Raw genomic sequence first — 25,351 nt, 5'->3', positions numbered from 1 at the left:
CCGTCCCGACCGGTCAGTGCGGGAGGGTCACCTCGCGCAGAGCGCCGTCCGGCCCGAGCTCGAGCACGCGGTCCAGGCCGAGCCGCCCCAGGAAGTGCTCGTCGTGGCTGACGACGACCAGCGCCCCCCGGTAGGCGTCGAGCGCGGCGACGAGCTGGTCGACCGTGGTCAGGTCCAGGTCGTTCGTCGGCTCGTCGAGCACCAGCAGCTGGGGCGTGGGGTCGGCGAGCAGGAGCCGTGCGAGCGCGACCCGGAACCGCTCGCCGCCGGAGAGGGTCCCGACCGGCCGGTGCACGGTGTCGCCGCGCAGGAGCAGGCGTGCGAGCCGGTTGCGCAGCTCACGATCCGGCACCGTGGGCGCCGCCGCGCCGACGATCGTCAGCGCGCTGTCCTCGTCGTCCAGGTGCCACGACCGCTGGGGGAGGTAGCCGACGAGGTGCGTGAACCGGCGCACGCGGTCCGGGTCGACGGGCAGGTCGGGTCGGTCCGCCGCGGTGCCGACCAGCAGCTCGACCAGCGTCGTCTTGCCGACGCCGTTCGCGCCGACGACGCCCACCCGCTCGGGCCCCTGGACCCGCACGACACCACCCGCGACGTCCGCAGCGCCCGGCAGCTCGGCGATGCGCCGTCCGCGTGGGACGTCCGGGTCGGGCAGGTCGAGGTGGACCGCCTCGTCGTCCCGCAGCCGGGCCGCCGCCGCGTCCGCGGCCGCACGGCTCGTCGCGAGCCGCTCGTCCATGGTGCGCCGGTGCCGGCCGGCCGAGACCTCGGACTTCGACGCCCAGGCGTTGAGCACGATCGGCGCGGCCTTGGCGTTCGCCGCCATGGCCCGTCCCTGCCGGGCACGGCGTGCGAGCTTGGTCTCGGCCTCGACCCGCTGCCGCTTCTCGACCTTGACCTGCTGCTCCGCCGACCGCGCGGCGCGGGCCGCGGCTGCCTGCTCGGTGTCGAGCCAGGACCGCCACGACGAGTACGGGCCGCCGTGCACCGTCAGGCGGTGCGCGTACAGCTCGGCGACCTCGTCCATCTCCTCGAGCAGCGCGACGTCGTGCGACACGACGACGAGCGCGCCGGGCCACGCGCGCAGCTCGGAGCGGAGCGCGGCACGTGCGTCCCGGTCGAGGTTGTTCGTGGGCTCGTCGAGCAACGTGACCGCCGCCCGGCGCAGGCGAAGCCCCGTGACCGCGACGAGCACGGCCTCTCCTCCCGACAGCGTCGCCGACGCCCGGTCCAGGTCGCGGGCGTCCAGGCCGATCGGGCGCAGCGCCTCGGCGGCTCGGGACTCGACGTCCCACGCGTCGCCGACCGCCTCGAACAGCTCCTCGCGGGAGTCGCCCGACTCGATCGCGCGCAGCGCGGCGAGCGTGGCCCCGACGCCGAGGAGGTCCGCGACCGTCGACGTCGTGTCGAGCGCGACGTGCTGCGGCAGGTAGGCGACGTCGCCCGCGGCGGTGACCGTGCCGGTCGTCGGCGCGAGGTGACCCGCGGCCAGGCGCAGCAGGGTCGACTTGCCGGAGCCGTTGGCGCCGAGCAGGCCCGTGCGGCCGGGCCCGAAAGACCCTGTGACGCCGTCGAGCGTGACCGCGCCGTCCGGGTGGACGAAGGTGACGTCGGTGAAGGTGAGGCTGGAGCGCGCGTGGGCGCGCGCGGAGGTGGTGGGCGTGGACATACGAGCTCCCGGGGTTCGACGAGTGCGCGAACCCGGTGCCCTCGCCGACGCGGCGGGGCTTCGGGTCAGCGCGGCTGGTGCGGCGCGAACCGGGTGCCCGTCATGATCACCACCTAGGTCGACGACAAGGACGTCCGAGCCTCGCACGGGGGTCGTCCTCGGGGCGAGCGAATTACCAGGGGTCGCGATCGTGCGGCCGACGACGCGCGTGTGCCGCTGCTACTCGCAGGCGATCCCGTCGCCGTCCCCGTCGAGCCCGGGGCGGTACCCCGGGTCGCCCGCGTGGAGGGGTGCCGCACCCGCGGCGCGGGCGTCCGCGCAGCTCGCGAAGGACCCGGCCGGTGGCGGAGTCGGCGCCCCGCCGGTCGTCGCGCGGCGGGGCGTGACCGGGCTGGGTGGGGGGAGGGCCTCGCCGGGGCAGGAGCGCAGCACGCGCGCGATCGCGTCGTGCTCGGCGGCCGTGACCCGCAGTGCGTAGGCCTGCTTCACCGCGACCTGCCGCGCGACGTACGCGCACCGCGAGCCGCGCGCGGGCGGCAACCACGTGGCAGCGTCACCCGAGCCCTTCGCGGCGTTCAACGTGCCGTCGACGGCGAGCAGGTTGAGCGGGTCGTTCGCGAACGCCTCACGCGTCGCCGCGTCCCACCGCTGCGCACCCTTCTGCCACGCGTCGGCGAGCGCGACCACGTGGTCGACCTGCACCGCCCCCGACGTCGCGGCACCGCGCTCGAAGGCGATCGTCCGGCCCGAGTACGGGTCGACGAGCGTGCCGGAGAGCACCACGCACCCGTCGGCGCGCACCACGGCGTCGACGAGGTCGCGGCGCAGGATGTCGTTGCGCGTGTCGCACCCGTTGCGGTCCGCGTCGACCGCGCGATACCCGAACAGGTCGCGGTCGTACCCGGTGAGCGGGGCCCGGCCCGCGACGACGAGCCGGTCGAGCGCTGCGACCGCCGGCCCGGGGTCCGTGGTGGCGGTGGGAGCGGGCGGAGCCGCGTTCCCGCGTGCCGATGCGGTCGGGTCCGCCGGTGCGGTCGGGTCCGCCGACGCGGTCGCGGGAGGGCGTTCCGCCGGCTGGGTCGACGGGCCGAGCGAGACGTCCGAGCAGCCGGCGAGCGTGAGTGCCGCGAGCAGTCCCGCCACGGCGCGCACCGGCCGGACCCGCCCGCGCCTCCAGCCGTGCACCCGTCCCCACCCTGTCGACTCCGGCGCGCCACCTGCGCGCCTGCGACCAGATCATCGGCGTCCGCGGGCCGTGACCTGCGCAGGTCCGCGTGTCGGTCGCGTCACGTCGTCGAGCTGCGGGGCCTCGAACCCGTCGCCGACGACGAGCAGGCTCGCGCGCTGCACGGCGCGGGAGCCGAACCGGTCCGCGAGCGAGTCGACCGTGCGGTCGAGCTCGTCGTGCGGCGGCGACAGCGGCAGCGGAGGCTGCACGACGGTGTCGCTCGCGAGCCCGGTGAGCGCGACACCGACGAGCGTGATCCCTCGCGCCGCGACGAGGTCCCGGGCCGCGTCGAGCAGCCCCAGCGCCGCGTCACGCAGCTCGTCGCTCGAGGCGGTGCCGAACGCGAGCGACCGTGACCGGGTCGCGCGCGAGAAGTCGGCGAACCGCAGCCGCAGCACGACGGTCCGTGCCGTCAGGTGCCCGGCGCGCATCCGGCGGCAGACCCGGTCCACGAGTCCCAGGAGGGCGGCGCGCACGTCCTCGGGGGAGTGCGGCCCCCGGCCGAGCGCGCGCTGGGCGCCGACCGAGCCGCGCGCCCGGTCGGTGACCACGCGCTCCGGCGTGCGGCCGTGCACGACCGCGTACAGGTGCGAGCCGGCCGCAGGCCCCAGCAGCCCGCGCAGCACGCGCTCGTCGAGTGCCGCGACGTCGCCGGCGGTGCGCAGCCCGTACCCGTGCAGCCGCGTCGCCGTGCTCTCGCCGACGCCCCACAGGGTCTCGACGGGCAGCGGGTGCAGGAACGCGTCCTCGTCGTCGGGTGCGACGACGAGGAGCCCGTCGGGTTTCGCGACGCGGCTGGCGACCTTCGCGAGGAACGGCGTGCGCGCGACCCCGACCGTGATGGGCAGCCCGACCTCGTCGCGCACCCGGGTGCGGACCCGTGCGGCGTGCTCGGCGGGCGCGCTCGGGTCGGCGCGGCGCAGCCCTCGCACGTCGAGGAACGCCTCGTCGATCGACACGCCCTGCACCTGCGGCGTCACGTCCCGGAAGATCGCGAACACCTCGCGGCTCGCCTCGACGTACGCGTCGAACCGTGGCCGCACGACGATCAGGTCGGGGCACAGACCGCGCGCCTGCCGGCCGCCCATCGCGGTCCGCACGCCGCGCCGCTTCGCCTCGTACGACGCGGCGAGCACGACGCCCCCGCCGACCGCGACGGGACGCCCGCGCAGGCGCGGGTCGTCACGCTGCTCGACCGACGCGTAGAACGCGTCGAGGTCGGCGTGCAGGATCGTCGCATGCCGGGACTCCACGAACGCATGTTCGACCCGGCCACCCACACGCGCCAGGTGTCAGCTCACAGGTGCAGGGGCGTGAGCGCCTCGTAGTCCTCGACCGAGCCGTCCTTCAGCACCACGTCGATGATCGCTCGGCCCAGCGGGTCGAGGTCGTCCGTGAGGTACTGCTCGAGCTCGGAGCGGAAGAACGAGGAGATGATGCGCGCGCCCTCGTCGTACGCCTCGACACCCACCTGCGACTGCATCTCGGGCGCGAGCCACGTGGGCCGCACGAGCTGACCGTCGAGCTTCATCTCACGCAGCGTGTAGCCGAACAGCGGGCAGCGCGCGGGCGTGAGCTGGTCGCGCCGCACGCGACCGCCACCGCGGCGGGCGAGGTACTCGCGGGTCATCCACTCCGCGGCGAACCCGACCTGGTAGGCGCCGATGTGCTGGTTCGGCGTCAGGACGTAGCGCGTGCGGTGCGCGTCGACGAGCTGACGCAGCAGCAGGTTCGCGGCCGCGACCTTGGTGCCGGTCGAGAACGGCCAGTACGACCCGACGCCCTCGGACACCATGCCGCCGTGCTTGATGACCTTCCGCTCCGACGCGGACTCGCCGATCGACGGGTTCTTGTCACCGCGCGGTGCGATGAGGCGCCACACCCATGCGAGCGCGGGCGGGACGAAGTGCGTGACGCCCATGATCCCGTAGGTCGGGTTCTCCCGCGTGCATGCGGGCATCCGCACGCCGAACGTGCGGACGTCGACGTGCTCGGGCTTCGACACGACGTTGCGGATCATCGAGCGGTCGATCACCACACGCGGGTTGGGGCACGGCTTGCCGTTCGAGTCGAGCGTGTGCTCCCACGGCAGGACGGTCGCGTCGGGCACGCCCGCGATGTTGAAGAACACGAGCGGCTTGTCGGGGTGGATGCAGGCGCGCTCGAAGTTCGGGTCCTCCCCGTACGAGCGCATGTTGTCGACGCGGACGAACCAGCCGGCCTCGGCGTCGGCGATGACGAGGCGGCCGTCGCCGTCCTGCAGCGACGAGTGGCACAGGGTCATGTCGTCCGTGACGGGCGCCAGCGCGCTCGACTCGGCGAGCGTGATGACGTACGGCTCCTGGGTGACGACGTTCGTGCCGAGCAGGATGCGGCCGTCCTCCTGGCGCCGGAACTCCTGGCACATCTCCGACTTGCCGCCGCCCGAGGCGCCCTCGTGCATGACGACGGTCTCGTTGTCGTACGGCGTGGTGACGCGCACCGCCGAGGCGTGCGCGGTGATCCAGCCCTCGCGCTCGCCGATGTCGAGCAGCACCGAGAACACGCCCTTCTTGGCGCTCGGCCCCGGGTAGAGGTTGTAGGCGAACACCTCGTGGAGCTCGGGCGTGCGGTCGTGCACGACGGCCTGACGGCCGTGGAACACGGTGTGCCGGAAGGGCGGCGCGACGTACAGGATGGAGCGCGGCGCGAACTCGCCGTGCTGCTCGACGAGCTCGTCGAACGTCACCCAGCCCTGCAGGTCGACCAGGGCGAGCGCGAAGAAGGCGGCGTTGACCGGGACGAGCGCGAGCGACGGGTAGCCGAACGTGGGGCCGCCGGCCTTGAACGGCACGACGACGAGGTCCTGGCGCCCGAGCCACTCGAGCGTCGCCGTCTTGGTCGGTGCGAAGTCCTCGCCCATGACGTCGCGGTAGCGCGGCTTGTCGGTGGGCAGGTCGTCGGCGATGCGCATGCAGTCCGGGTCACGCCGGCGCATGTAGTCCTCGGGGTAGTTCACGGCGACGCCGTTACGGCAGCGCGTGACCGTGGCCTCGACGATCCGGCGGACGCCCTCGTCCGTCTCGACGTCGTACGCGACCTCATGGATCGGTCCGCCCACGGGCCCGAGGGTGAGCCGATACAGCTCTTCGCGCGTCTGCGGGACGAGCACGCGGGGGCTCGCGTCGAGCGCGGCGCGCACGGCGGGCGGCAGGTGGACTGCGGACAGGGCCGTCAGGGTGTCCACGGGTGCTCCCTTCGTCGGGGACCCGTCCGGCGAGCCCGACGTGAGACGGGCGCGAGAACACCGGTACGCGGTCCGCACTTGACTCGGAGATTACGTGCCGCGAACGGGGGCGGACTGGGACCTGGGTCACAGGCGCGCCCGTCGTCGCAGGTCGGCCTACCGTGATCGGCAGAGCCCGACGAGAGGGGGAGCGATGAGCTGGCCCGTCGCGCACTTCACGACCGGTGGCACCTGGATGAACGACCCCAACGGGCTGGTCCACCGTGACGGGGTGTGGCACCTGTTCATGCAGCACAACCCGCACGGCGACGACTGGGGGTCGATCGGGTGGGGCCACGCGACGTCGCGTGACCTGGTGACGTGGCGGTGGGAGGGGCATGCGCTGCCCGCGACGCCCGACGAGATGGCGTTCAGCGGCTGCGTCGTCTCCGACCGCCTCGACACGGCCGGGTTCGCTCGCGACGACGACGGACCCGCCGGGCCGATGGTCGCCGTGTTCACGAGCCACCACGCGCCCTCCTCCCCGCGCGCGGGCACCGAGACGCAGTCGCTCGCGGTCAGCCACGACGAGGGTCGGACCTTCGCCCGCTGGGCGGGCAACCCGGTGATCGATGTCGGCCGCCAGGACTCGCGCGACCCGCAGGTGCGCTGGGACCCCGGTGCACGGCACTGGCGGATGGCGCTCGCGGACCCGCGCGGGAGGCGCGTCGAGCTGTGGACGTCGCCGGACCTGCGCGCGTGGCGGCAGGTCTCGACGTTCGGGCCGCACGGGTCGGTCGAGGGGCAGTGGGAGTGCCCCGACCTCGTGCGCGTGCCGGTCGCCGGCGGTGACTCCACCGCGTGGGTGCTGCTGGTCAACGTCGACCGCGGCGGCCCCACGGGCGGTGGCTCGGCGACCCAGTACGTCGTCGGTGAGTTCGACGGCACCACGTTCACGGCGGCGCACGACGACACGCGCTGGCTCGACCGAGGGCACGACCACTACGCGGCGGTGACCTTCGCCGACGCCCCGGGCGGCCGGGCGGTGTCGCTCGGCTGGGCCGGGTCCTGGCTGTACGCGCGTGACCTGCGGGGCGAGCCGTGGGGCGCCACCATGACGCTCGCACGGGACCTCGAGCTGGTCCCCGCGAGCCCCGGGGCCGAGGTCCGCTCGCTCGCGGACCTCGTCGTGCGCTCCGTGCCGGTGCTGCCCGCCGGCCCGCTCCCGGGCCTGGCGGTGCATCGCGTCCGCGTCGCGCGAGCGGAGCGGCGCGAACTCGTCCTGCACGCCCGCCAGGACCCCGCGCTGCGCCTCGGGGTGCGTGTCGAGGGGGGACCCGGCGAGCGGCTGCTCGTCGTCGACCGGGCGCGGTGCGCGCCGGCCGCGGTCCCGCCCGAGCACCACCGTGCCGCCGTCGCGCTGCCCGACCGGGACGTCGACCTGCTCGTCGTCGCCGACGCCGGCGTCGTCGAGGTGTTCGCCGACGAGGGCCGCATCGCGCTGACGGAGCAGGTGACGCGCCGGGCGGTGCTCAGCGAGCTCGCGGGCTGAGCACCGCCCGGCACGGGGCGTCAGCGGGTCGGGGGACCGACCGTGTCCGTGCGCACGCCGAGGAACGTGGGCGTGCCGTCGTCCGGGACGAGGACGGCGACGGCGAGCACCTCGCGCAGCTCCAGCGCACGGTGCCGCCCGGTCTGCCCGACGGCCCGCGCGAACGCCTCGTCGGTGAACGCGAGCGTCGCGTCGCCGCCGACCGCGGCCTGCGTGTGGTCCACGCTGAACGTCGCGGTCACCAGGACGCCGCCCTCGACAGCCGCGACCTTGGGTGCGCCTTCGCCCGGGTCCAGCGCGTCGTCACCCGAGCCGACCGCGCGGATCGTCGCGCGCTCCAGGCGGGAGTTCACGCCGTCGCCGACGATCTCCTCGCGCAGCCGCGCGAGCCGGTCGGGCACGGTCAGCTCACCCTTCTCGCCGGTCTCGAGGTACGCCACGACCTGGTCCGACACGGCCTGGGCCGCGGCGACCTGCGCGGGGCTCGGCCGCGACGCGGCCCCGGGCGCGAGCGCCCGCACCTTCTCGTCGCCGATCTCGACGGACGCGCTCATCCGCCACGGGTCGAGCACGCCGTCGCGCTCGAACACGAGCAGCGCGCGCTCCGGCTTCTTCTCGTCCGCGTCGGCCATCGTGCCGGTGACCGCGAACCACATCGGGTACCCGGTGAAGCTCGGGGAGACGAGCGAGGAGGCATCGGGCGTCGTCGTGAGGGCCGTGCCCGCGGCCTCGGCCTCGCCGCTCTCCTCGGCGTACCGGGTGGAGTGCAGGTCCGAGCGCAGGATGATGCCGCGGTCGGCCGTGGCCCAGCCCGACGCGTCGTGCGTGCGGGAGGCGAGGTCGATCGCCGCGTTGTTGCGCTCGTCGTAGGACGCCAGCGCCGCGGTCAGCTCGTCGCGCTCCAGCCCGGGCCGCGTGATCTCGGCGGTCGTGACGCGCTGCGGGACCGCGGTGCACCCCGCGAGCGCGACGACGCACAGGACGGGGACGGCCCACCGCAGGGGGCGCCGCGTCGAGCGCAGGTGCGTCCCGGCGGGGACGGCCTCGGGTGCGGTCACCTCAGGCGCCGCGGCGCTCCGCTCGGCCGCGCGCTCGCGCCGCCGGCGCCGGCGGCGGGCCAGGACCGGCAGCGTGAGCAGGACGAGCCCGAGGACGGCCGCGGCGAGCCCCGCGACGAACGCGTGCGCGACGACGAGGCCGAACGACACCGTGACCGCCGCGCGCTTCCCGGCGGCGAGCACGGCGACGCTCGTCGGCGTGCCGTCGAGATCGAGCGTGAGTGCCTGCGCCCCACGGCCGTGGACCGAGCGGTCCCACAGGTCGAGCGACGACGCGGCGACGGCCGGCGCCGGAGCCGTGCCACGCACGGTGCCCGTGGCGCCGTCGAGCGGCGTGACCGTCGTGACGCGCAGCTGGCGCGTGTCGCCCAGGTAGCTGTCCACGTCGATCGGGTTGCCGGCGCCGACGAACACCGGGCCGCCCGCGCTCTCGGCAGTGACGCGCAGCGTGGCGTCGCGGTAGCCCAGCAGGTCGGGGACGGTGGTCGCGGCGCGCACGCCGTCGGGCAGCGGGCTCGCGGGTGTGTCCGCGGTGTCGTCGGGGCCGAAGACGACGGCGACGGCGACACCGACGACGAGCAGGAGACCGCCGAGCACGGCGGCGAGGACGAGGAGCGTTCGACGCATGAGGTTCCCCCTGGTTGGTGGTCGACGCCGGACCTTAGCCGGAACGAACAGGACGTATCGGGCGTCGTCCACAGGGTGCGGTCGGGACCTTCGGCGCGCCCCGGGCGTGCCGGGCGGGTCTACGGTCGCGCCCATGGCCGATCCCCGCGGTTTCCTGCGCACGCGTGAGCGCGAGCTCCCGCGCGACCGCCCGGTCGCGGTCCGGATCCTCGACTGGGCGGAGGTGCACCGGCACCCGACGGGCGAGGCCGACGCGCTCGCGGTGCTGCACCGCCAGGCCGGGCGGTGCATGGACTGCGGTGTGCCGTTCTGCCACCACGCCTGCCCGCTCGGGAACCTCGTCCCCGAGTGGAACGACCTCACGTGGCGTGCGCAGTGGCGCGACGCGTCCGACCGGCTGCACCAGACCAACAACTTCCCGGAGGTCACCGGGCGGGTGTGCCCGGCGCCGTGCGAGACGGGGTGCGTGCTCGGCATCAACCAGGCGCCGGTCACGATCCGCAACGTCGAGCTGTCGGTGGTCGAGGAGGCGTTCGACCGCGGCCTGGTGACGCCTGCTGTGCCCCAGCGCATGACGGGCCACACGGTCGCGGTGGTCGGGTCGGGGCCTGCTGGCCTGGCCGCGGCGCAGCAGCTCACGCGCGTGGGCCACACCGTCACGGTGTACGAGCGGGCCACCGCGCCGGGCGGGCTGATGCGGTTCGGCATCCCGGAGTACAAGCTGCCCGCGGCGGTGCTGGAGCGGCGCCTGGACGTCATGCGTGCCGAGGGCACGGTGTTCCGGTGCGGGGTCGAGGTCGGCCGCGACATCGGCGGCGACGAGCTGCGCCTGCGGCACGACGCGGTCGTCGTCACGGTGGGCTCCACGGTGCCGCGTGACCTCGGTGTGCCGGGGCGTGCGCTGCGCGGCGTCATGCCCGCGATGGATTACCTGGTGCCCGCGAACCACGCGGCGGTGGGCGAGCCGGTGCCGGGCGCGCCCGTCGCGACCGGGCTCGACGTGGTCGTCGTCGGCGGAGGTGACACCGGGGCCGACTGCGTGGGGACCGCGGTGCGCCAGGGGGCGCGCTCGATCACCCAGCTCGAGATCATGCCGCCCGCGCCGCACGAGCGTCCGGCGGAGCAGCCGTGGCCGACGTACCCCGCGGTGTTCAAGATCTCCACGTCGCACGAGGAGGGCGGTGAGCGGCTGTTCGCGGTGAGCACCACCGAGCTCGTCGGCGACGACGACGGTCGCGTGGCCGGCCTGGCGCTGCAGGACGTGCGCCGCGGCGCCGACGGCGCGTTCGAGCCCGTCCCGGGCACGCAGCGGGTGCTGCCCGCGCAGCTCGTCCTGCTCGCGCTCGGTTTCACCGGGCCCGAGCGTGGCTCGCTCGCCGACGAGCTCGGGCTCGAGGTCGGCCCGCGTGGCGCGTTCGTGCGCGGCGACGACTTCACGACCGGCACCCCCGGGGTGTTCGTCGCGGGCGACTGCGGGCGGGGCCAGTCGCTCGTCGTGTGGGCCATCGCGGAGGGCCGTGCGGTGGCCGCGGCGGTCGACCGTCACCTGACCGGGGGCACGCAGCTGCCCGCGCCGATCGCCGCGAGCACGGTCGCGCTGCGGGCCTGACCTGCGCCCGTGTCGGCCGGGCGCGGCATGATCGGCGCCGTGGATGTGGACTTCGAGGCCCGGCTGCGGCTGTGGGACGCGCGCAAGCACGACTCGTGGACGTTCGTCGACCTGCCGACGGACCTGGCCGACGAGATCGCCGACGCCGCCGAGGGTGTGTCGCGCGGGTTCGGGTCGGTGCGCGTCGAGGCGACGATCGGGACGACGACGTGGCGCACGTCGATCTTCCCGGGCGCCGAGACGTACGTGCTGCCGATCAAGGCCGCGGTGCGCCGCCGGGAGTCGGTCGAGGCCGGTGACGTGGCACGCGTCCGGCTGCGGCTGGTCGACCTGGACGGCCCGGCCTGAGCACCGCCGCGCGCGTGGCAGGCTGGGGCTCTCGACCAGGAGGTCCGCGATGGCGCTGCTCACCTGCCACTTCTTCTCCGACGCGCTCGGCGTCAGCACGGCGGCCACGGTCGTCCTGCCCCAGGCCACGCAGACCCAGATCGGGATGCGGGGCGTGGCGGACGACGCGCCGCCACCCGTGCTGTACCTGCTGCACGGGCTGAGTGACGACGAGACGATCTGGACGCGCCGCACGTCCGTCGAGCGGTACGCCGCACGCCACGGCGTCGCGGTCGTGATGCCGCGCGGCGGCCGCTCGTTCTACGCCGACGAGGTGCACGGCGGTGCGTACTGGACACACCTGACGGTCGAGCTGCCGGCGGTCGTCGCGTCGTTCTTCCGGGTGTCGACACGGCGCGAGGACACGTTCGTCGCGGGCCTGTCGATGGGCGGCTACGGAGCGTTCAAGTGGGCGCTGCGCCAGCCCGAGCGGTTCGCCGCGGCGGCGTCCCTCTCGGGGGCGTTGGACGTCGCGGGCGACGCGCACCTGTGGGACGCCGAGGTGCCGCAGGTGTGGGGCGGGCGTCCGCCGGGTCCCGACGACGACCTCGTCGCGCTCGTCGAACGGGCCGACCCGGCGGCGCTGCCCGCGTTGTTCGTCTCGTGCGGGACGCAGGACTTCCTGCACGGCGCGAACCTGCGCTGGCTCGAGGCGGCGCGCCGCCGCGGCGTGGACGTGCACGCGGACGTCGACGGGCCGGGGGACCACGACTGGGAGTACTGGGACGCGTCGATCCAGGACGTGCTCGACTGGCTGCCGCTGCGGCGCTGACGCGCGCGGTCGCTGACGCGCGGGGTCGCTGTCGCGCTGTGTCACCGACCGGCCGTCAGGGGCCGGGCGAGCCGAGCCCGCTCGCGCGCTGCACGCGGCGCCGCACGGCGGCGCGCACGGCCGCCTGCGTCCCGACGACCCGTAGGTGGTCCTGCGCGCGCGTGACGGCCGTGTACAGCAGCTCGCGCGTGAGCAGGGGCGACGAGGCCGGGGGCAGGAGCACGCTCACGCGCGTGAACTGGCTGCCCTGCCCGCGGTGGACGGTCATGGCGTGCACGCCCTGCACCGGCGGGAGCCGGTGCGTCGGGACGAGCCGGTGCCCCGCGGACGTCGCGAACGCGACCGCGACCCCGTCGGGCGTCGCGACCACGACGCCCGTGTCGCCGTTCGACAGCCCCGTGGCGCGGTCGTTGCTCGTGACGATCAACGGCCGGCCCGGTGGGAACGGAGCGCCCGAGCGGCCACCCGTCTCCTGCGCGACCCACTCCTCGGCGAGCGCCGCCCAGTGCGCGACGCCGGCCGGCCCCCGGCGGTGCGCCAGCAGCAGCCGGTGCTCGGCGAGCGCGGCGAGCGCCCCGTCCGCGTCGCCCGCGCGGGCGGCGGTCACGAGCCGCCGGCCCGTCGCGCGCACGTCCTGCTCGAGCGTCGCGACCTCGGCGGGGGTCGCCACGTCGCCTGTCGTCTCGACCCACTCCACCGACTCCCCGCCGGCGCGCAGGAGCGCCACGGTGCGCTCGTCGTCGCCGTCGCGGACGGCACGGGCGAGGTCCGCGAGCGCACGCCCGAACCGGTGCTCGCGGGTCAGCTCGACCACCCCGCCCGGGAGCGAGGCGACCAGGTCGCCCAGCACGGCGCCGGCCTCGACGCTCGCGAGCTGGTGAGCGTCGCCGACGAGCACGACGCGCGCCTGCGGGCGCACCGCCTCGAGCAGCCGGGCCATGAGGGACAGCGACATCATCGAGGTCTCGTCGACCACGATCACGTCGTGCGGCAGCCGGTGCCCGGCGTGGTGGCGGAACCGCGTGCTGCTGCCCGGGCGGTGCCCGAGCAGGCGGTGCACGGTGCTGGCGTGCATCTCGCCGACGCGCGCGCGGTCCGCGTCGAGCCCGAGCTCGGCGAGCGCGGCGACCTGGGCGTTGACGGACTCCTGCAGCCGCGCCGCGGCCTTGCCCGTGGGTGCCGCGAGCGCGACGCGCAGCCCGGGCCCGGCGACGTCCTGCAGCGCGGCGACGAGCCGCGCGACGGTCGTGGTCTTGCCGGTGCCCGGGCCGCCCGTGAGAACGGTGAGTCGCGAGGTCGCGGCGGTCCGCAGCGCGGCGCGCTGCCGCTCGTCCTCGGGCCGCGGGAACAGGCGCTCCACCGCGGCCTCGAGCCGGTCCGGGTCGACGTCGACGTGGGCGAGCCGCTGCGTGACCTGCGTGCGGACCTCGACCTCGTCGCGCCAGTACCGGTCGAGGTAGAGGCGCGCACCGGCCCACCGCAGCGGGCGGTCGTCGGGTCCGTCGGGTCCGTCGGCGACCGCGGGGCTCGACCGGACGGCCGCGACCCACGGGTCGAGGTCGGGCCACGGGAGGTCCGCGACCGTGCCGCGTGCGGACCCGTCGACCAGCACCTCGGCGTCGTCGTCCTGCGCGGGCTCGACGATCGTGCGCGCGTCCGCGAGCACGACGCACACCGACCCGGCCCGCAGCGCGCGCACGGCGAGGGCGACCGCGAGCGCCACGCGCTCGTCGTCCTCGCCGCACATGCCGGTGACGCGGCGGGCGACGTGCACGTCCGCGGCGGTGAGCACGCGTGCGGCGACGAACGGCGCGAGCAGACCTGTGACGCGCCAGGGCACGTCCGGGTGCGGGTCGACAGCGGCACCGCCGATGGTCGTCGGGTCGTTCATCGGGCTCCCGCCAGGAGGTCGGACAGTGCGAGCACCAGCGGGGTCGGCGGGCGCCACGCGAGGACGCCCGTGGGGGCCGGGCCGCCGGGGCCGTCGAGCACGGGGGTGCCGGGGCCGAGCATCCCGCGCACGAACAGGTACAGCCCCCCGCCCAGGTGCGCGTCGGGGTCGTAGCCCGCCACCCGCCAGCGCAGGAACCGGTGCAACGCGACGGAGTACAGCACGAGCTGCAGCGGGTAGTGGTGCTCGACCATCGCCGCCAGCATGGCCGAGGGCCGGTAGTGCCACGCGGAGAGGGGCTCCTCCCACGGGCCCAGGCGGTTGGTCTTGTAGTCCACGACGAGGTAGCGGTGCCCGCCGCGCGCCGACGGCACGCGCAGCACGGCGTCGATGCTGCCCGTGAGGTAGCCGCGCAGCGTGCTCGCGGCGAGCACCGGGTCCGCCAACCGGTCGCCGTACCCGGCGAGCGGGTCGTCGGCGGGCACGTGCGTGCGCCACAGCGCGGCGACGTCCCGCAGCGACGCCGCGGTCCCGGCACCGTCGCGCACCCGGTCGCCGCCCGCGAGCGGCAGCTCGAAGTCCAGCTCGGGCAGCCGGTCCGCCGGTGCGACCTGCGCGAGCGTCAGCCCGTCGGCGAGCGGGCCGAGCGGGGTGTGCAGCGCGGGCAGGAGGCGCTCGGCGAGCTCGTCGGGACCGACCGGCAGCGCGCGGCCCGGGTCGGCCTGCGCGCACCGCTCCGCGACCTGCGCGACGAGGTCCGCCGCGCGCGTGTCCACGTTCTCGAGCACGTGGTGCACGAGCGTGCCGAACGCCGTCCCCGCCGGCAGGTCCGCCATGGGGGAGCCCAGCGCGCGCAGCGCGGCCTCGTCCGGGCCGGCGGTCGCCGCGTGGGTGGACGCGAGGGGAGCGCCCTCGGGCTCGTCCTGCACACCCGTCGTCTCGGGCTCCGACGAGGGCGCGTGGTGCTGCGCGTCGTACGCGGCGGCCGTCAGTCCCGTGTAGGACGTGCGACGCCACGCGGTGTCGAGGGTGCGGTCGAGGCGCGCGAGCGCGAGCGGGGGCGTCGGCGCGGGCGGGGGGGACCAGCGTGCCGGCGGACGCGCCTGCGCGACGCGCTCGTGCACCAGCGCGCCGCCCGTGGCCGCGGCGAGCGCGGCGAACGCCTGCCCGGCGGCGTCGTCGGACGGCACCGGGACGACCGGCGCGGGAGTGCCGTCCACGTCGCGCTCGGCCAGCAGCAGACGCGACAGCGGGCTGCGCTCGGCGTTGCGGCTCGGGGCCCACCACACGACCACCTGGCTGTGCGCGCGCGTGAGCGCGACGTAGGTGAGCCGCAGCTGCTCGCCCGCCTCGTCGTCCTGGTGCGCGCGCAGACCGTCGGCGTAGCCGGGGCTGTCGGGGCCGCCGACGTGCAGCGTCCGCGCGTCGTCGCGGTGGAACCGCAGCACGGGCGGGTCCGACGGCACCCACGTGTCCCACGCGAACGGCACGAGCGTGACCGGGAACTGCAGGCCCTTGCTCGCGTGCACGGTGATCACCTGGACCGCCGCGGCGTCGGTCTGCAGACGGCGGCTGCGCTCCTCGGCGTAGTCGCGCGCGGAGGCGTCGATGCGCGCGCGCAGCCACTCGAGCAGCGCGGACGCGCCGAGGCCCTCCTGCACGGTCACGGCGTGCAGTGCCTCGCCCACGTGCCGCACGTCCGTGAGCTCGCGCTCGCCGTCCGCGCGGCGCATCACGCGCTCGCGCATCCCGGCCGCGGCCGCGGCCTCGAGGAGCGCCGCGACGCCGTGCGACGCGAGCGTCGCGGACCAGGTGCGCACCCGCTCGGCGAGCCGGTCGCGCGCGTCGTCGTCGGCCTGCGCCAGGTCCGCCGCGGTCCAGCCGAGGAACGGGGTGAGCGCCGCACCGGCGGCGAGCCGCGCGTCGTCGGGCCGCGCGAGCGCGGACAGCAGGGTGAGCCAGTGCTGCGCGGCGCGGGTGCCGAACACGCTCGCCAGACCGGAGATCACCGCGGGCACGCCCGCGTCGGCGAGCGCGCGCTGCACCGCGGTCGCGTCACGGTTGCGGCGCACGAGCACCGCGACGTCGCCCGGGCGGACCTCGCGCCAGCCGGTGCCGTCGAGCACCTGGTGCGTGCGCAGCGTCTCGACGACCTGCGCCGCGACATCCGCGTACAGGAAGTCGCGCACCGCGCCGACGGCCGGGGTCCGTGCGGCCGTGGTGCGCAGCGCCTCACGGGTCACCTGGCGCAGGACCACGGGTGGCCCACCGCGCAGGCGCCGCCCGGTGCGCCGGGCCTGCACGGGGCGCACGACGATGCGCCGGTCGCCCAGCGCGGCTCCCTCGAGCACCGGGCGCAGGCCCGTGAGCACCTCGGGGTCCGCGCGGTGGTTGTGCGCGAGGGTCGCGCGGCGCGCGTGCTGCGCCGCCACCAGGTACGTCGCGACGTCGGCGCCGCGGAACGCGTAGATGGCCTGCTTGGGGTCGCCGATCAGGACGAGCGTGCGCTCGCCCGCGAACGCCGCCTCGAGGATCTGCCACTGCACCGGGTCGGTGTCCTGGAACTCGTCGACCATGACCACGCGGTACGCCCCGCGCACGCGCTCGCGGGCCGCCGGGCCGGTCACCGGGTCGGTGAGCGCGTCCCGCAGCAGCGTGAGCAGGTCGTCGTAGTCGACCACGCCCGCGGCCCGCTTGCGCCGCCGCATCTCCTGGCGGGCGACGTCCGCGAGCTTGAACCGGTGGAACGCGCGCGTGCCCGGCTCCGCGTCCGCGGGCTCGAGCGCGGCGGCGTGGTCGGAGATCGCCGCGTGCATCAGCTCGCGCGCCTCGCCGACCGTGACGAGCGGCTCGGGCTGCGCCGCGTACGTGCGCAGGTACAGGTCGTCGGCCACGTCCGCCTCGAGGTCGGCGACGTCCGGAACGAGCACCGCGTCGTGGTCCATGTCGGCGGTCGTCCCGAGCATCGCGAGCATCTGCTGGCAGAAACCGTGCGTCGTGGTGATGGTCGCGGCGTCGAACTCCGCGACGGCCCGGGCGACGCGCGCGCGGCGGCGCTCGGCCTCGTCGGGCGGCACGTCCGCGAGCAGGGCGACCACCTCGTCCGACGACGAGCGTGCCGTGGCCGGGTCGCGCAGCGCGCGCTCGACCTCGACGAGGCGTGAGCGCACGCGGTCGCGCAGCTCGGTGGTCGCGGCGCGGCCGAACGTCACGAGCATCAGCTCGGGCAGGCGCACGTCGAGCTCGGCGACGTACCGCACGGCGAGCGACGCGATCGTCCACGTCTTGCCGGTGCCGGCGCTCGCCTCGAGGACCACGGTCTCGACGCCGGGCAGCGGGCCGCACGCGTCGAAAACGGGAACGGCATCGTCGTTCACACCGCCTCCTCGAACCGCTCGTGCTGCAGCAGCGCGTCCCACACGCGGGCCGCGAGCGCCCCGAACCGGGTGGGTTCCTGGGGGCGCAGCGTCCGGTCGAGCGCGGTGGGCTCACCGAGCAGGTCGTCGAGCGCGAACCCGTCCCCCCACGCGAGCACGTGGTAGGCGTCGACCCGTTCGAACCCGCCGCGGCCGCTCTCCGCGTCGTCGAGCGAGCCGAGCTCGCGGCGCGCGGCTCGCATCGCCTCGGAGGTGGACCCGCGTTCCCAGCGGCACGCCGCGTAGGCGTGGCTCGTGCGGGTGAGCAGCGGGATCGGCGCGAGCATCGCCTCGTCGCGCACCGCGACGAGCTCGCCCAGCAGCTCGCGCGCGAGCCCGGGCTCCGGTGCGCGCAGCACGGACCGGTCGGCGTCGCCGCGGCCCCGCCCGATCGTCACGGCCCGTCGGACCTGCGCGCCGCTCGCGGCGAGGGCGAGCAGGAGCACCCACGACTCGAGCAGGTGCTTGGCCGCGAGCCGCGAGTACACGACGCGCACGAGCTGCCCGTCGCGCAGCCCGGCCACCGTCCCGGTGACCGACCGCGTCGCGTGCGGCAGCGCCACGCGCACGTCGCACGAGGCGGCCTCGCCCGCGAGGTAGGGACGGGCGGCCTCGAGGATCGGCCGGGCCTCGTCCAGGATCGCCTCGAGCGTGGCCCCGCCGAGCTCGCGCGGGGGCAGGTGGCCGCGGCGTCGCTCCGCGGCCGCGGTGGCCGCCAGGTCGGCGCCGTCGAGCGTCGCCGTGAGCACACGGTCGCCGATCGCCCAGCGGGTGAGCGCGTCCAGCTCGAGCGGCATGCGGTCGTCGAGCTGCGGCTCGTCGCGCGGCAGGGTCGCGTCGAGACGCTGCCGGAAGAACGCGCGCGGCGCGTGCTGCAGCGCCGCGACGAGGTCCGCGAGGTCCACGTCGTCCCCGGCGCTGCCGGGCGGGGGCAGCGGGGTCGGGACGAGCACGTCGGACACGGCGCGTGGGCCCGTCGCGGCACGTGCGGCCGCGAGGTCGAGCGCGTCGAACCCGAACGGCCCGGGCCGGCCGAGCGCGCCGGGCGTGAACACGCGCGGGTCGACGGGCTGCAGCGGGTGCTCGACGACGAGGGCGGCGCGCGCACCCCCGGGCAGCGCGACGGCCTCGTCGACCGCGTCCAGCAGCTCGCCCACGGGCACGCACGGCGGCCGGTGCGCGCCGGTCCGCTCGTCGGCACCCGTGTGCAGCACCACGAGGTGCTCGGTCGCGGACATGACGGCGTCGAGGAAGAGCTGGCGGTCCTCCTGACGGCGGTCGCGCTCACCGACGAGCGGGTCGCGCGCGAGCACGTCGTCGCCGTCGCGGCGGCCCCCGCGCGGGAACACGCCGTCGTCCATGCCGAGCAGCACGACCACCCGGTGCGGCACGGCCCGCATGGGTGCGAGCGAGCAGACGGTCAGCGCGCCGGTGCGGAAGCCGGTGCGCGTCGGCCGTCCCTCGAGGCGCGGGCCGAGCAGGGCGACCACGTCCCGCAGCCGCAGCGTGCTGGACCGACCCGCCGCGTCCTCGCGCGCCGCGGCGAGCACGCGTTGCGCCTCGGCCTGCTGCCACCGGTCGGCCGGTGCCACGTCGGTGAGCAGGAGCAGCGCGCGGTCCATCGCGTCGAACCAGCGTGCGGCGGGGTGCGCGCCGTCCAGGTCGGCCAGCACCGCGGTGAGCCGGTCCAGCAGCTCGGCCACGCGGCCGACGAGCGCGACGTCCGAGGAGCCCACGTCGTCCACCGGGAGCACGGGGCCGACGTACCGCTGACCCTCCTCGGCCATCGCCACGCCGAGCAGCAGCCGGTCGAGCGCGGCGGCCCACGTGCCCTGCGGGACCGCACCGAGCCGGTAGCGCGCGCGGCGCTCGACGTCCTCGCCCCAGTGCACGCCCGACTCGAGCGCCCACGCGCGCAGCCGGTCCAGCGCCTCGTCGTCCAGCCCGAACCGGCGTCGCACGGGCGCGGTCTCCGCGAGGTCGACGACGGCCGAGGCGGTCACGCGCGAGCCCGCGAGCTCCAGGAGCGTGGTGAGCACCGCGAGCACCGGGTTGGCGCGCGCGGGGGACCGGTCGGCGATGCGGACCCGCAGCGTGCGGCCGGGGTGCTCGGGCGTCCCGGGCTCGTCGGGCGCGGGGCCGAACACGGCGTGCACGAGCGGCGCGAACGCCTCGACGTCGGGGCACATCACGAGCACGTCGCGCGGCTCGAGCGTCGGGTCGTCCGCGAGGAGACCGACGACGACGTCGCGCAGCACCTCGACCTGACGGGACCGGCCGTGGCAGGAGTGCACCTGCACCGACCGGTCGGCAGGGTCCGCAGGCACCGGTCGCGACGAGCCCGGGGGCGCGTCGGCGCGCACGCGTGCCTGCAGCGCGCCCAGCACGCTCGCGGCCGGCGGCTCGGCGACGAGCTCGTGGACCACCGGGTCGAGCGCCTTGACCCGCGCGGCGAGCTCGGTCGCGTCGGTCGCCATCGAGCGCAGCAACGGGTGGTGCGCGCCCGGACGGACGTCGCGCCGCCGGCGCGTCCCGGCGACGGGCTCGACCGCCCGCCACAGCGTGAGCGACGGCTGGGGGAGCCACACGTGCACGTCCCGACGCGCCGCCAACGCGCCGAGCACGGCGAGGTGCGCGGCGGGCAGCGACGTCGGGCCGAGCACGTGCAGCCGCTCGGGGAGGTCGACCAGCCCGGGCTCCTCGACGAGCCGCGCGACCGCCTCGTCGACCCGCAGCGCGGGCGGCGGACCGAGCCGCTCGACGAGCAGGCGCCACAGCACGGGCTGCCAGGCCAGGTCCGGGGGGAGCGGGCCGCCGGCCCCGTCCCCCGCCGCCGTGGCGGGGGACCCGGCCGGCGCGGTGGTCCAGGCCCGCGCGAGCGAGGGGCGACGCGCGTCGTAGGCGGCCAGGAGCCGCGCGACCCGCTGCGCGAGGTGCATCCGCCGGCCCGCGCGCAGCGCGTCGTCCTCGCCGTGCCCGGCACTGCCGAGGTGGTGCGCGACGGTCGCGAGCCACGGCTCGTCGGCGTGCGTGTCGAGGACGTCCAGCACGTCCCACGGCAACGCCTGCGGCCGCCACGGGTCGCTGTCGCGGTCGACGCCCGCCACGGCCGCCAGCACGTCGCCGACGACGCGCGCGGGCGGGTCGAACCGCACGTTCGCGCACACGCCGTCCTGCAGCACCTGGTCGCCGACGCCCAGGCGGTGCGCGAGCCGCTGCGCGACCCAGCGCTCCACGCCGCGGGTCGGCACGGCCACGAGGTCCACCGCGAACGGGTCCGCGGGCGGGCGTGCGAGCTCGTCGGCCAGCGCGGCGACGAGCGCGTCCGCGCGCTCCGCGACGTGCACGTGCAGGCGGCCACCTCCCGCCGCGGCGCCGCCCGCACCGACCCCGCCGACCTCGCTGCCCTCGTCACCCACGCCCGCACCCTAGCCACCCGCCCCGACAGCCCGCGCGACGCGGGCCCGTACCCTGTGGACGTGCAGTGCTCCTACTACGACGCGGGGCTGTGCCGGTCCTGCGGCTGGATGGGACGCCCGTACGACGAGCAGCTCGCCGCCAAGCAGACCCACGCGCGCGGTCTGCTCGCCGACCACCCCGACGCGCGCTGGCTCCCGCCCGTCGCGAGCCCCGAGGCGGGCTTCCGCAACAAGGCCAAGATGGTCGTCGCGGGCACGGCCGCGCACCCCACCCTGGGCATCCTCGACGCCGCCGGGCGCGGCGTGGACCTGCAGGGCTGCGGCCTGTACCCCGACGAGCTGCGTGCCGCGTTCCCCGCGGTCGCGCGGTTCGTGACCCGCGCCGCGATCGAGCCGTACGACGTGCCCGCGCGGCGCGGCGAGCTCAAGCACGTCCTGCTCACGCGCGCGCCGGACGGGCGCCTGATGCTGCGGCTCGTCCTGCGCTCGCAGGAGGCCGTCGCGCGCATCCGCAAGCACCTGCCGAGCCTCCGCGCCGAGCTGCCGACGCTCGCGGTCGCGAGCGTCAACGTCCTGCCCGAGCACAAGGCCGTGCTCGAGGGTGACCTGGAGATCCCGCTGACCGAGCAGCAGACGCTCACGATGGACGTCGACGGCGTCGCGCTGCACCTGCGCCCGCGCTCGTTCTTCCAGACGAACACGGACGTCACCGCCGCGCTGTACCGCCAGGCGGCCGCCTGGGTGCAGCAGAGCGCGCCGACGAGCGTGTGGGACCTGTACTGCGGTGTCGGTGGGTTCGCGCTGCACGTGCACGCGGCGCACGTCGTCGGCGTCGAGACGAGCGAGGAGGCGGTCGCGAGCGCGCGGGCCACGGCCGCGGAGCTCGGTCGCCCGGCGACGTTCGTGGCCGCCGACGCCACCGCGTGGGCGCTCGCGCAGGGTGCGCCCCCGGACCTCGTCGTGGTCAACCCGCCGCGGCGCGGCATCGGTCCCGCGCTCGCGGGCTGGCTCGAGGGCTCGGGCGTGACGCGCGTCGTCTACTCGTCGTGCAACGCGGTGTCGCTCGCGCGCGACCTCGCGGCGATGGGCTCGTTCGCCGTGCGCGAGGCGCGCGTGTTCGACATGTTCCCGCAGACCACGCACTACGAGGTCGCGGTCCTCCTCGAACGCAGGACCTGAGCGCGGCGCGCTCGCCCGTGCGGGCGGGAACGGGACGAAGCGGGCGCCGGAACATCGCCCGGGCGGCTACAGTCGCGTCGGCACCCGGTCCCGAGCACGACGAAGGAGCGCGACGATGAGCAGCCCGGACGAGCAGCCCGGCGGGCCCCACCCGTACTCGTCGGGCGGGTACCCGCCCCCGCCCGCGAAGCGGCCCAGCGCGTTCGCGGGCGTGCCCGTGCGCGACTACGTGACGGACGCGGTCGCCGTTCTCCTCCTGCTCGTCAGCCTCGGCCTCGGGTGGGACTACCGCTACACCGCCGGCGAGCGGCTCGAGGTCGTGCTCGCCACGGTCCTGTCCGTGCTGTCGCTCACGCTGTTCTACCTCGCGCGCTTCGGGGCGCTGCCGCGCGGATGGACCAACCGCACGGTGCTCGCTGCGCGCGCGCTCGCGAACGTGCCGTACGTGCTGCTCGTCGTCGTGTACCTCGTGCTCGACGTGGGCGTGGCCTTCACCGACGAGGTCGTCGGGGAAGTCGTGCCCGGGGGGATCGGCCCGGCGGTCGCGGTCGGGCTCGCGGGCGTCGCGGTCGCGGCCGGCCCGCGGGTCGCGGAGCTCGGCAGCGCGCGCACCGTCGAGCTGGTCACCGCCTGGACCCGCCGTGCGCTCGTCGCGCTCCTCGGGGTCGCGCTCGCGCTGCAGCTCGTGAGCCTCGTCGACCTCGCCACGAACCTCGCGGACCTGCTGCGGCTCGACGGCGGCTGGGGCCTGGTGCTGGTCTCGCTCGGGGGGACGCTCCTCGTCGCGCTCGTCGCCGCCGTGCCCGTGCTGGGCGTCGTGCGCGGGTCCGCCGCCTGGCGGTGGGTGCTGCTCGCGGTCGCGACGACCGCGACCTTCTGGTTCGTCTTCTACGGACCGTTCCACGGCGAGCAGCCCGGGTCCGGCTTCCACACGGCGCTGACCGTCGCGACGTGGCACGCGGGCTACGTCGTGCTGCCTGCCGCGGGTGCCGTGGTGCTCTACCCGGTGTGGAGCCGGCTCGTGCGTCCGGTCGCGCCGCCCGAGCGCGAGTGGTTCGACGTGGCCCACCGGTCGTGGCTGTCGGTCGTCGTGATCGCGGCGGGCTACGCCCTGCTGCACCTCGTGGTCGTCGTGGCGTCCGGCACCGCCGGCGGCGGGGTCCGCGCGTGGGAGGTCGCGCTCGTCGTGGTGCTGGTGCTGACGGCGCTCGCGGCGTTCGTCGCGCGGACGGTGCACGCGGGCGACCCGGCGGGCGGGCGGCCGGCGGCACTCGTCGCGACGTTCGTGGTGGTCGCGCTCGGCATCGTCGCGCTCGCGCTGCTCGGGGACGCGGACGCGCTCCCGCGTCTGCTCGGCCAGGTGGACCTGTCCGACCTGCTCGTGGCGTTCGGCCTTCCGACGCTCGCGACCGTCGCGCTGCTCGGCCCCGCGTCGGTGCGCCAGTGGTACGCGGTGCACGGCGGCGCCGTGCGTCAGCCGTGGACCGGCGAGCCGCAGCCGGCGTTCGCGCACCCCGTGCCGACGGGCGTGCCCACGCAGGCGTCCGCGCCCGTGGTGCCGCCCACGGCCCAGCCCGCCCCGGCCGAGCCGCTCCCGTCCCAGCCTGCCCCGGTCCGGCCCGTGACGGCGGAGCCGGTCGCCGAGGAGCACGCGGCCGAGCCGGTCGCGGCCGAGCCCGTCGCGGCTGAGCCCGTCGCGGCTGAGCCCGTGGCTGCGGAGCCCGACGCCGGGCCGGCGCCCACCGTGCCGCTGCAGCGCGCCGAGCCCGACGCCGCGGGCCTCGGCGAGACCGACCATGCGACGACGCAGGAGGAGCCGACCTGGTTCGACGAGTACGCGGGGGACGACCCGGCCGAGGGTCAGGAGCCGGAGCCCGCCGCCCCGGCCCACCCGGACGCGGCTCCTGCGCACCCGTTCACGGCCGAGCAGGCGAGCGACCCGTCGACGGACCTCGAGGTGCTCGCGGCGATCGCGGCGCAGGCCCCCGAGCTGCGCGTGCACCTCGCGTCCAACCCGTCCACCTACCCGGACCTGCTGGAGTGGCTCGGCCGGCTCGGTGACCCGCAGATCGACGCGGCGCTCGCGGCCCGGCGCGGCTGAGGGGGCGCGGTCAGGAGTCCGCGGGCAGCGCGCGCAGCAGCGCGCGCACGACGGCCGCGGAACGGTCGGCGGCGTCGTCGACGTGGGTGGTGAACTCGCCCGCGTCGACGGGGCTGCACAGGTCGCTGATGCCGCGCACGGACAGGAACGGCACGCCGAACAGGTGCGCGACCTGCGCGAGCGCGGCGGACTCCATGTCCGTCGCGAGCGCTGCGGGGAACGCGGCGCGCACGCCCTCGACGCGCTCGGCGTCGACGAACACGTCGCCGGAGACCACGTCGCCGCGCAGCACCCGCACCCCGGGCTCGACGGGCCACGCGGGCAGGGTGTCCGCGGCGCGGTGCGCCTGGTCGCGCAGCCCGGGCTCGGCGGCGTAGGTGGCAGGCATGCCGGGCACCTGGCCGAGCGCATAGCCGAACGCGCGGGCGTCGGCGTTCGAGTGCACGTGCTCGTCACCGACGACCACGTCACCGACGCGCACGCCCACGCCGAGGCCGCCCGCGCTCCCACCGCTGACGAGCACGCGCGTGCGATGGGCGGCGAGCGCGACGGACGCCGCGGTGGCGGCGTTGACCAGGCCGATCCCGGAGCGCACGAGCAGGACCCGTCGCCCGCCGAGCCGCAGGGACCGGTGCTCGGCACCGCCGGGCGCGACCATCGTGGCGCCCACCTCGTCGGCGGCCGTGACGAACGCCTCGGCCTCGACGGGCATGGCGACGACGACGACCGCGTCGAGCCGTGCGCTCATGCGGTCACCGTCGACCAGTGCGCACGCTGCGCGAGGAACGCGCGCGCGGCGTCCTGCGCCCCGGTCAGGGTGTGGTTGGCACCCCAGCCGCACTGCACCTCGTTCGCGGCGGGCACCTCGTCGGCGTCCAGCACGTCGCGCAGGGTCGCCTCGACGAGGTCGAGCACGTCGTCGTACTCCCACCGGCCCGCGAGCGTGAGGTAGAAGCCGGTCTGGCAGCCCATGGGGGAGAAGTCGACCACCCGGTCGGTGTGGTTGCGCGAGTGCTCGGCGACGAGGTGCTCGAGCGAGTGCACGGTCGGCATCTCGAGGTGCGCGACGTTGGGCTGCGTGAACCGCACGTCGTACTTCTCGATGACGTCGCCCGCGGGCAGCACCTTGGTGTCCGCGAGCCGCACGTACGGTGCGGCGACGGTCCGGTGGTCCAGGTTGAAGGACTCGACGTTCATACGGTCGGGCATCACGGCTCCCAGGGTCGGCGGCCCTCATT

Annotated in this window: 16 protein-coding genes; 6 read left to right on the top strand and 10 right to left on the bottom strand. The window is 76.2% G+C overall.

Annotation, left to right across the window (positions count from 1 at the left end; translation table 11 throughout):
- Positions 1-13: 13 nt before the first annotated feature.
- From ACT17Q_RS11105 to ACT17Q_RS11090, 4 genes are all read right to left on the bottom strand, one after another.
- Positions 14-1,669: an ATP-binding cassette domain-containing protein gene (locus ACT17Q_RS11105; RefSeq protein ID WP_444662452.1), complete on the bottom strand. Its 1,656-nt coding sequence runs from the start codon at positions 1,667-1,669 to the stop codon at positions 14-16.
- Positions 1,670-1,888: 219 nt separating this feature from the next.
- On the bottom strand, positions 1,889-2,812 hold the full coding sequence (locus ACT17Q_RS11100; RefSeq protein ID WP_444662451.1) for a GmrSD restriction endonuclease domain-containing protein: 924 nt from the start codon (positions 2,810-2,812) through the stop codon (positions 1,889-1,891).
- Positions 2,813-2,905: 93 nt separating this feature from the next.
- Positions 2,906-4,150 (bottom strand): DNA polymerase IV, encoded by a 1,245-nt coding sequence (dinB, locus tag ACT17Q_RS11095; protein WP_444662449.1) that lies wholly within the window; start codon positions 4,148-4,150, stop codon positions 2,906-2,908.
- A gap of 44 nt (positions 4,151-4,194) precedes the next feature.
- Positions 4,195-6,123 (bottom strand): DUF4914 family protein, encoded by a 1,929-nt coding sequence (locus tag ACT17Q_RS11090; protein WP_094179592.1) that lies wholly within the window; start codon positions 6,121-6,123, stop codon positions 4,195-4,197.
- A gap of 193 nt (positions 6,124-6,316) precedes the next feature.
- Here ACT17Q_RS11090 and ACT17Q_RS11085 point away from each other — a divergent pair, with 193 nt between their 5' ends.
- Positions 6,317-7,654 (top strand): glycoside hydrolase family 32 protein, encoded by a 1,338-nt coding sequence (locus tag ACT17Q_RS11085; protein WP_268531390.1) that lies wholly within the window; start codon positions 6,317-6,319, stop codon positions 7,652-7,654.
- 20 nt (positions 7,655-7,674) lie between these two features.
- Here ACT17Q_RS11085 and ACT17Q_RS11080 read toward each other — a convergent pair whose 3' ends face one another.
- A complete protein-coding gene (locus ACT17Q_RS11080) occupies positions 7,675-9,339 on the bottom strand; it encodes a hypothetical protein (RefSeq protein ID WP_444662446.1) in 1,665 nt (554 codons plus the stop codon).
- Between the two features lie 133 nt (positions 9,340-9,472).
- Here ACT17Q_RS11080 and ACT17Q_RS11075 point away from each other — a divergent pair, with 133 nt between their 5' ends.
- The 3 genes from ACT17Q_RS11075 to ACT17Q_RS11065 are packed head-to-tail and all read left to right on the top strand — an operon-like array spanning position 9,473 to position 12,107.
- Entirely contained in the window at positions 9,473-10,948 is a 1,476-nt protein-coding gene (locus ACT17Q_RS11075) for a glutamate synthase subunit beta (RefSeq protein WP_444662444.1), read from the top strand.
- 39 nt (positions 10,949-10,987) lie between these two features.
- Positions 10,988-11,296: a DUF1905 domain-containing protein gene (locus ACT17Q_RS11070; RefSeq protein WP_444662442.1), complete on the top strand. Its 309-nt coding sequence runs from the start codon at positions 10,988-10,990 to the stop codon at positions 11,294-11,296.
- Between the two features lie 49 nt (positions 11,297-11,345).
- Positions 11,346-12,107 carry an alpha/beta hydrolase gene (locus tag ACT17Q_RS11065; protein WP_444662440.1) on the top strand — a complete coding sequence of 254 codons (762 nt, stop codon included), beginning with the start codon at positions 11,346-11,348 and terminating at the stop codon, positions 12,105-12,107.
- A 55-nt stretch (positions 12,108-12,162) separates the two neighbouring features.
- Here ACT17Q_RS11065 and recD read toward each other — a convergent pair whose 3' ends face one another.
- Genes recD through recC form a run of 3 tightly spaced genes read right to left on the bottom strand, consistent with a single transcriptional unit; the run spans position 12,163 to position 20,833 of the window.
- Complete coding sequence (gene recD, locus ACT17Q_RS11060) at positions 12,163-13,998, bottom strand: exodeoxyribonuclease V subunit alpha (protein WP_444662438.1); 1,836 nt, start codon at positions 13,996-13,998, stop codon at positions 12,163-12,165.
- Positions 13,995-17,375, bottom strand: a complete 3,381-nt coding sequence (locus ACT17Q_RS11055; protein WP_444662436.1) for a UvrD-helicase domain-containing protein — start codon at positions 17,373-17,375, stop codon at positions 13,995-13,997. Before ACT17Q_RS11055 ends, recD begins: the two co-directional genes overlap by 4 nt.
- Positions 17,372-20,833, bottom strand: a complete 3,462-nt coding sequence (gene recC / locus ACT17Q_RS11050) for an exodeoxyribonuclease V subunit gamma (protein WP_444662434.1) — start codon at positions 20,831-20,833, stop codon at positions 17,372-17,374. Before recC ends, ACT17Q_RS11055 begins: the two co-directional genes overlap by 4 nt.
- Positions 20,834-20,893: 60 nt before the next feature.
- Here recC and rlmC point away from each other — a divergent pair, with 60 nt between their 5' ends.
- Positions 20,894-22,012: a 23S rRNA (uracil(747)-C(5))-methyltransferase RlmC gene (rlmC, locus tag ACT17Q_RS11045; RefSeq protein WP_444662432.1), complete on the top strand. Its 1,119-nt coding sequence runs from the start codon at positions 20,894-20,896 to the stop codon at positions 22,010-22,012.
- 115 nt (positions 22,013-22,127) lie between these two features.
- Positions 22,128-24,113, top strand: coding sequence for a DUF7937 domain-containing protein (locus ACT17Q_RS11040; protein ID WP_444662430.1), 1,986 nt, complete (start codon positions 22,128-22,130; stop codon positions 24,111-24,113).
- 10 nt (positions 24,114-24,123) lie between these two features.
- On the opposite strand, the gene mtnN is transcribed toward ACT17Q_RS11040, so the two are convergent.
- Together mtnN and ACT17Q_RS11030 are read right to left on the bottom strand one after the other, a co-directional pair.
- Entirely contained in the window at positions 24,124-24,861 is a 738-nt protein-coding gene (gene mtnN / locus ACT17Q_RS11035) for a 5'-methylthioadenosine/S-adenosylhomocysteine nucleosidase (RefSeq protein WP_444662428.1), read from the bottom strand.
- Positions 24,858-25,322 (bottom strand): S-ribosylhomocysteine lyase, encoded by a 465-nt coding sequence (locus tag ACT17Q_RS11030; RefSeq protein WP_094182065.1) that lies wholly within the window; start codon positions 25,320-25,322, stop codon positions 24,858-24,860. Before ACT17Q_RS11030 ends, mtnN begins: the two co-directional genes overlap by 4 nt.
- Positions 25,323-25,351: the final 29 nt, after the last annotated feature.

It is taken from the genome of Cellulomonas sp. CW35 (assembly GCF_052378485.1).
Classification (GTDB): Bacteria; Actinomycetota; Actinomycetes; order Actinomycetales; family Cellulomonadaceae; genus Cellulomonas; species Cellulomonas uda.
Note: the sequence above shows the minus strand (reverse complement) of the source record. Positions and strands in the feature narration are given on the sequence as shown.

Bases quoted from the DNA above. Each gene is read 5' to 3' on its own strand.
- ACT17Q_RS11105 (WP_444662452.1), bottom strand. From the start codon at position 1,669: ATGTCCACGCCCACCACCTCCGCGCGCGCCCACGCGCGCTCCAGCCTC.
- ACT17Q_RS11085 (WP_268531390.1), top strand. From the start codon at position 6,317: ATGAGCTGGCCCGTCGCGCACTTCACGACCGGTGGCACCTGGATGAAC.
- ACT17Q_RS11080 (WP_444662446.1), bottom strand. From the start codon at position 9,339: ATGCGTCGAACGCTCCTCGTCCTCGCCGCCGTGCTCGGCGGTCTCCTG.
- ACT17Q_RS11075 (WP_444662444.1), top strand. From the start codon at position 9,473: ATGGCCGATCCCCGCGGTTTCCTGCGCACGCGTGAGCGCGAGCTCCCG.
- ACT17Q_RS11065 (WP_444662440.1), top strand. From the start codon at position 11,346: ATGGCGCTGCTCACCTGCCACTTCTTCTCCGACGCGCTCGGCGTCAGC.
- recD (WP_444662438.1), bottom strand. From the start codon at position 13,998: ATGAACGACCCGACGACCATCGGCGGTGCCGCTGTCGACCCGCACCCG.
- ACT17Q_RS11040 (WP_444662430.1), top strand. From the start codon at position 22,128: ATGAGCAGCCCGGACGAGCAGCCCGGCGGGCCCCACCCGTACTCGTCG.
- mtnN (WP_444662428.1), bottom strand. From the start codon at position 24,861: ATGAGCGCACGGCTCGACGCGGTCGTCGTCGTCGCCATGCCCGTCGAG.
- ACT17Q_RS11030 (WP_094182065.1), bottom strand. From the start codon at position 25,322: ATGCCCGACCGTATGAACGTCGAGTCCTTCAACCTGGACCACCGGACC.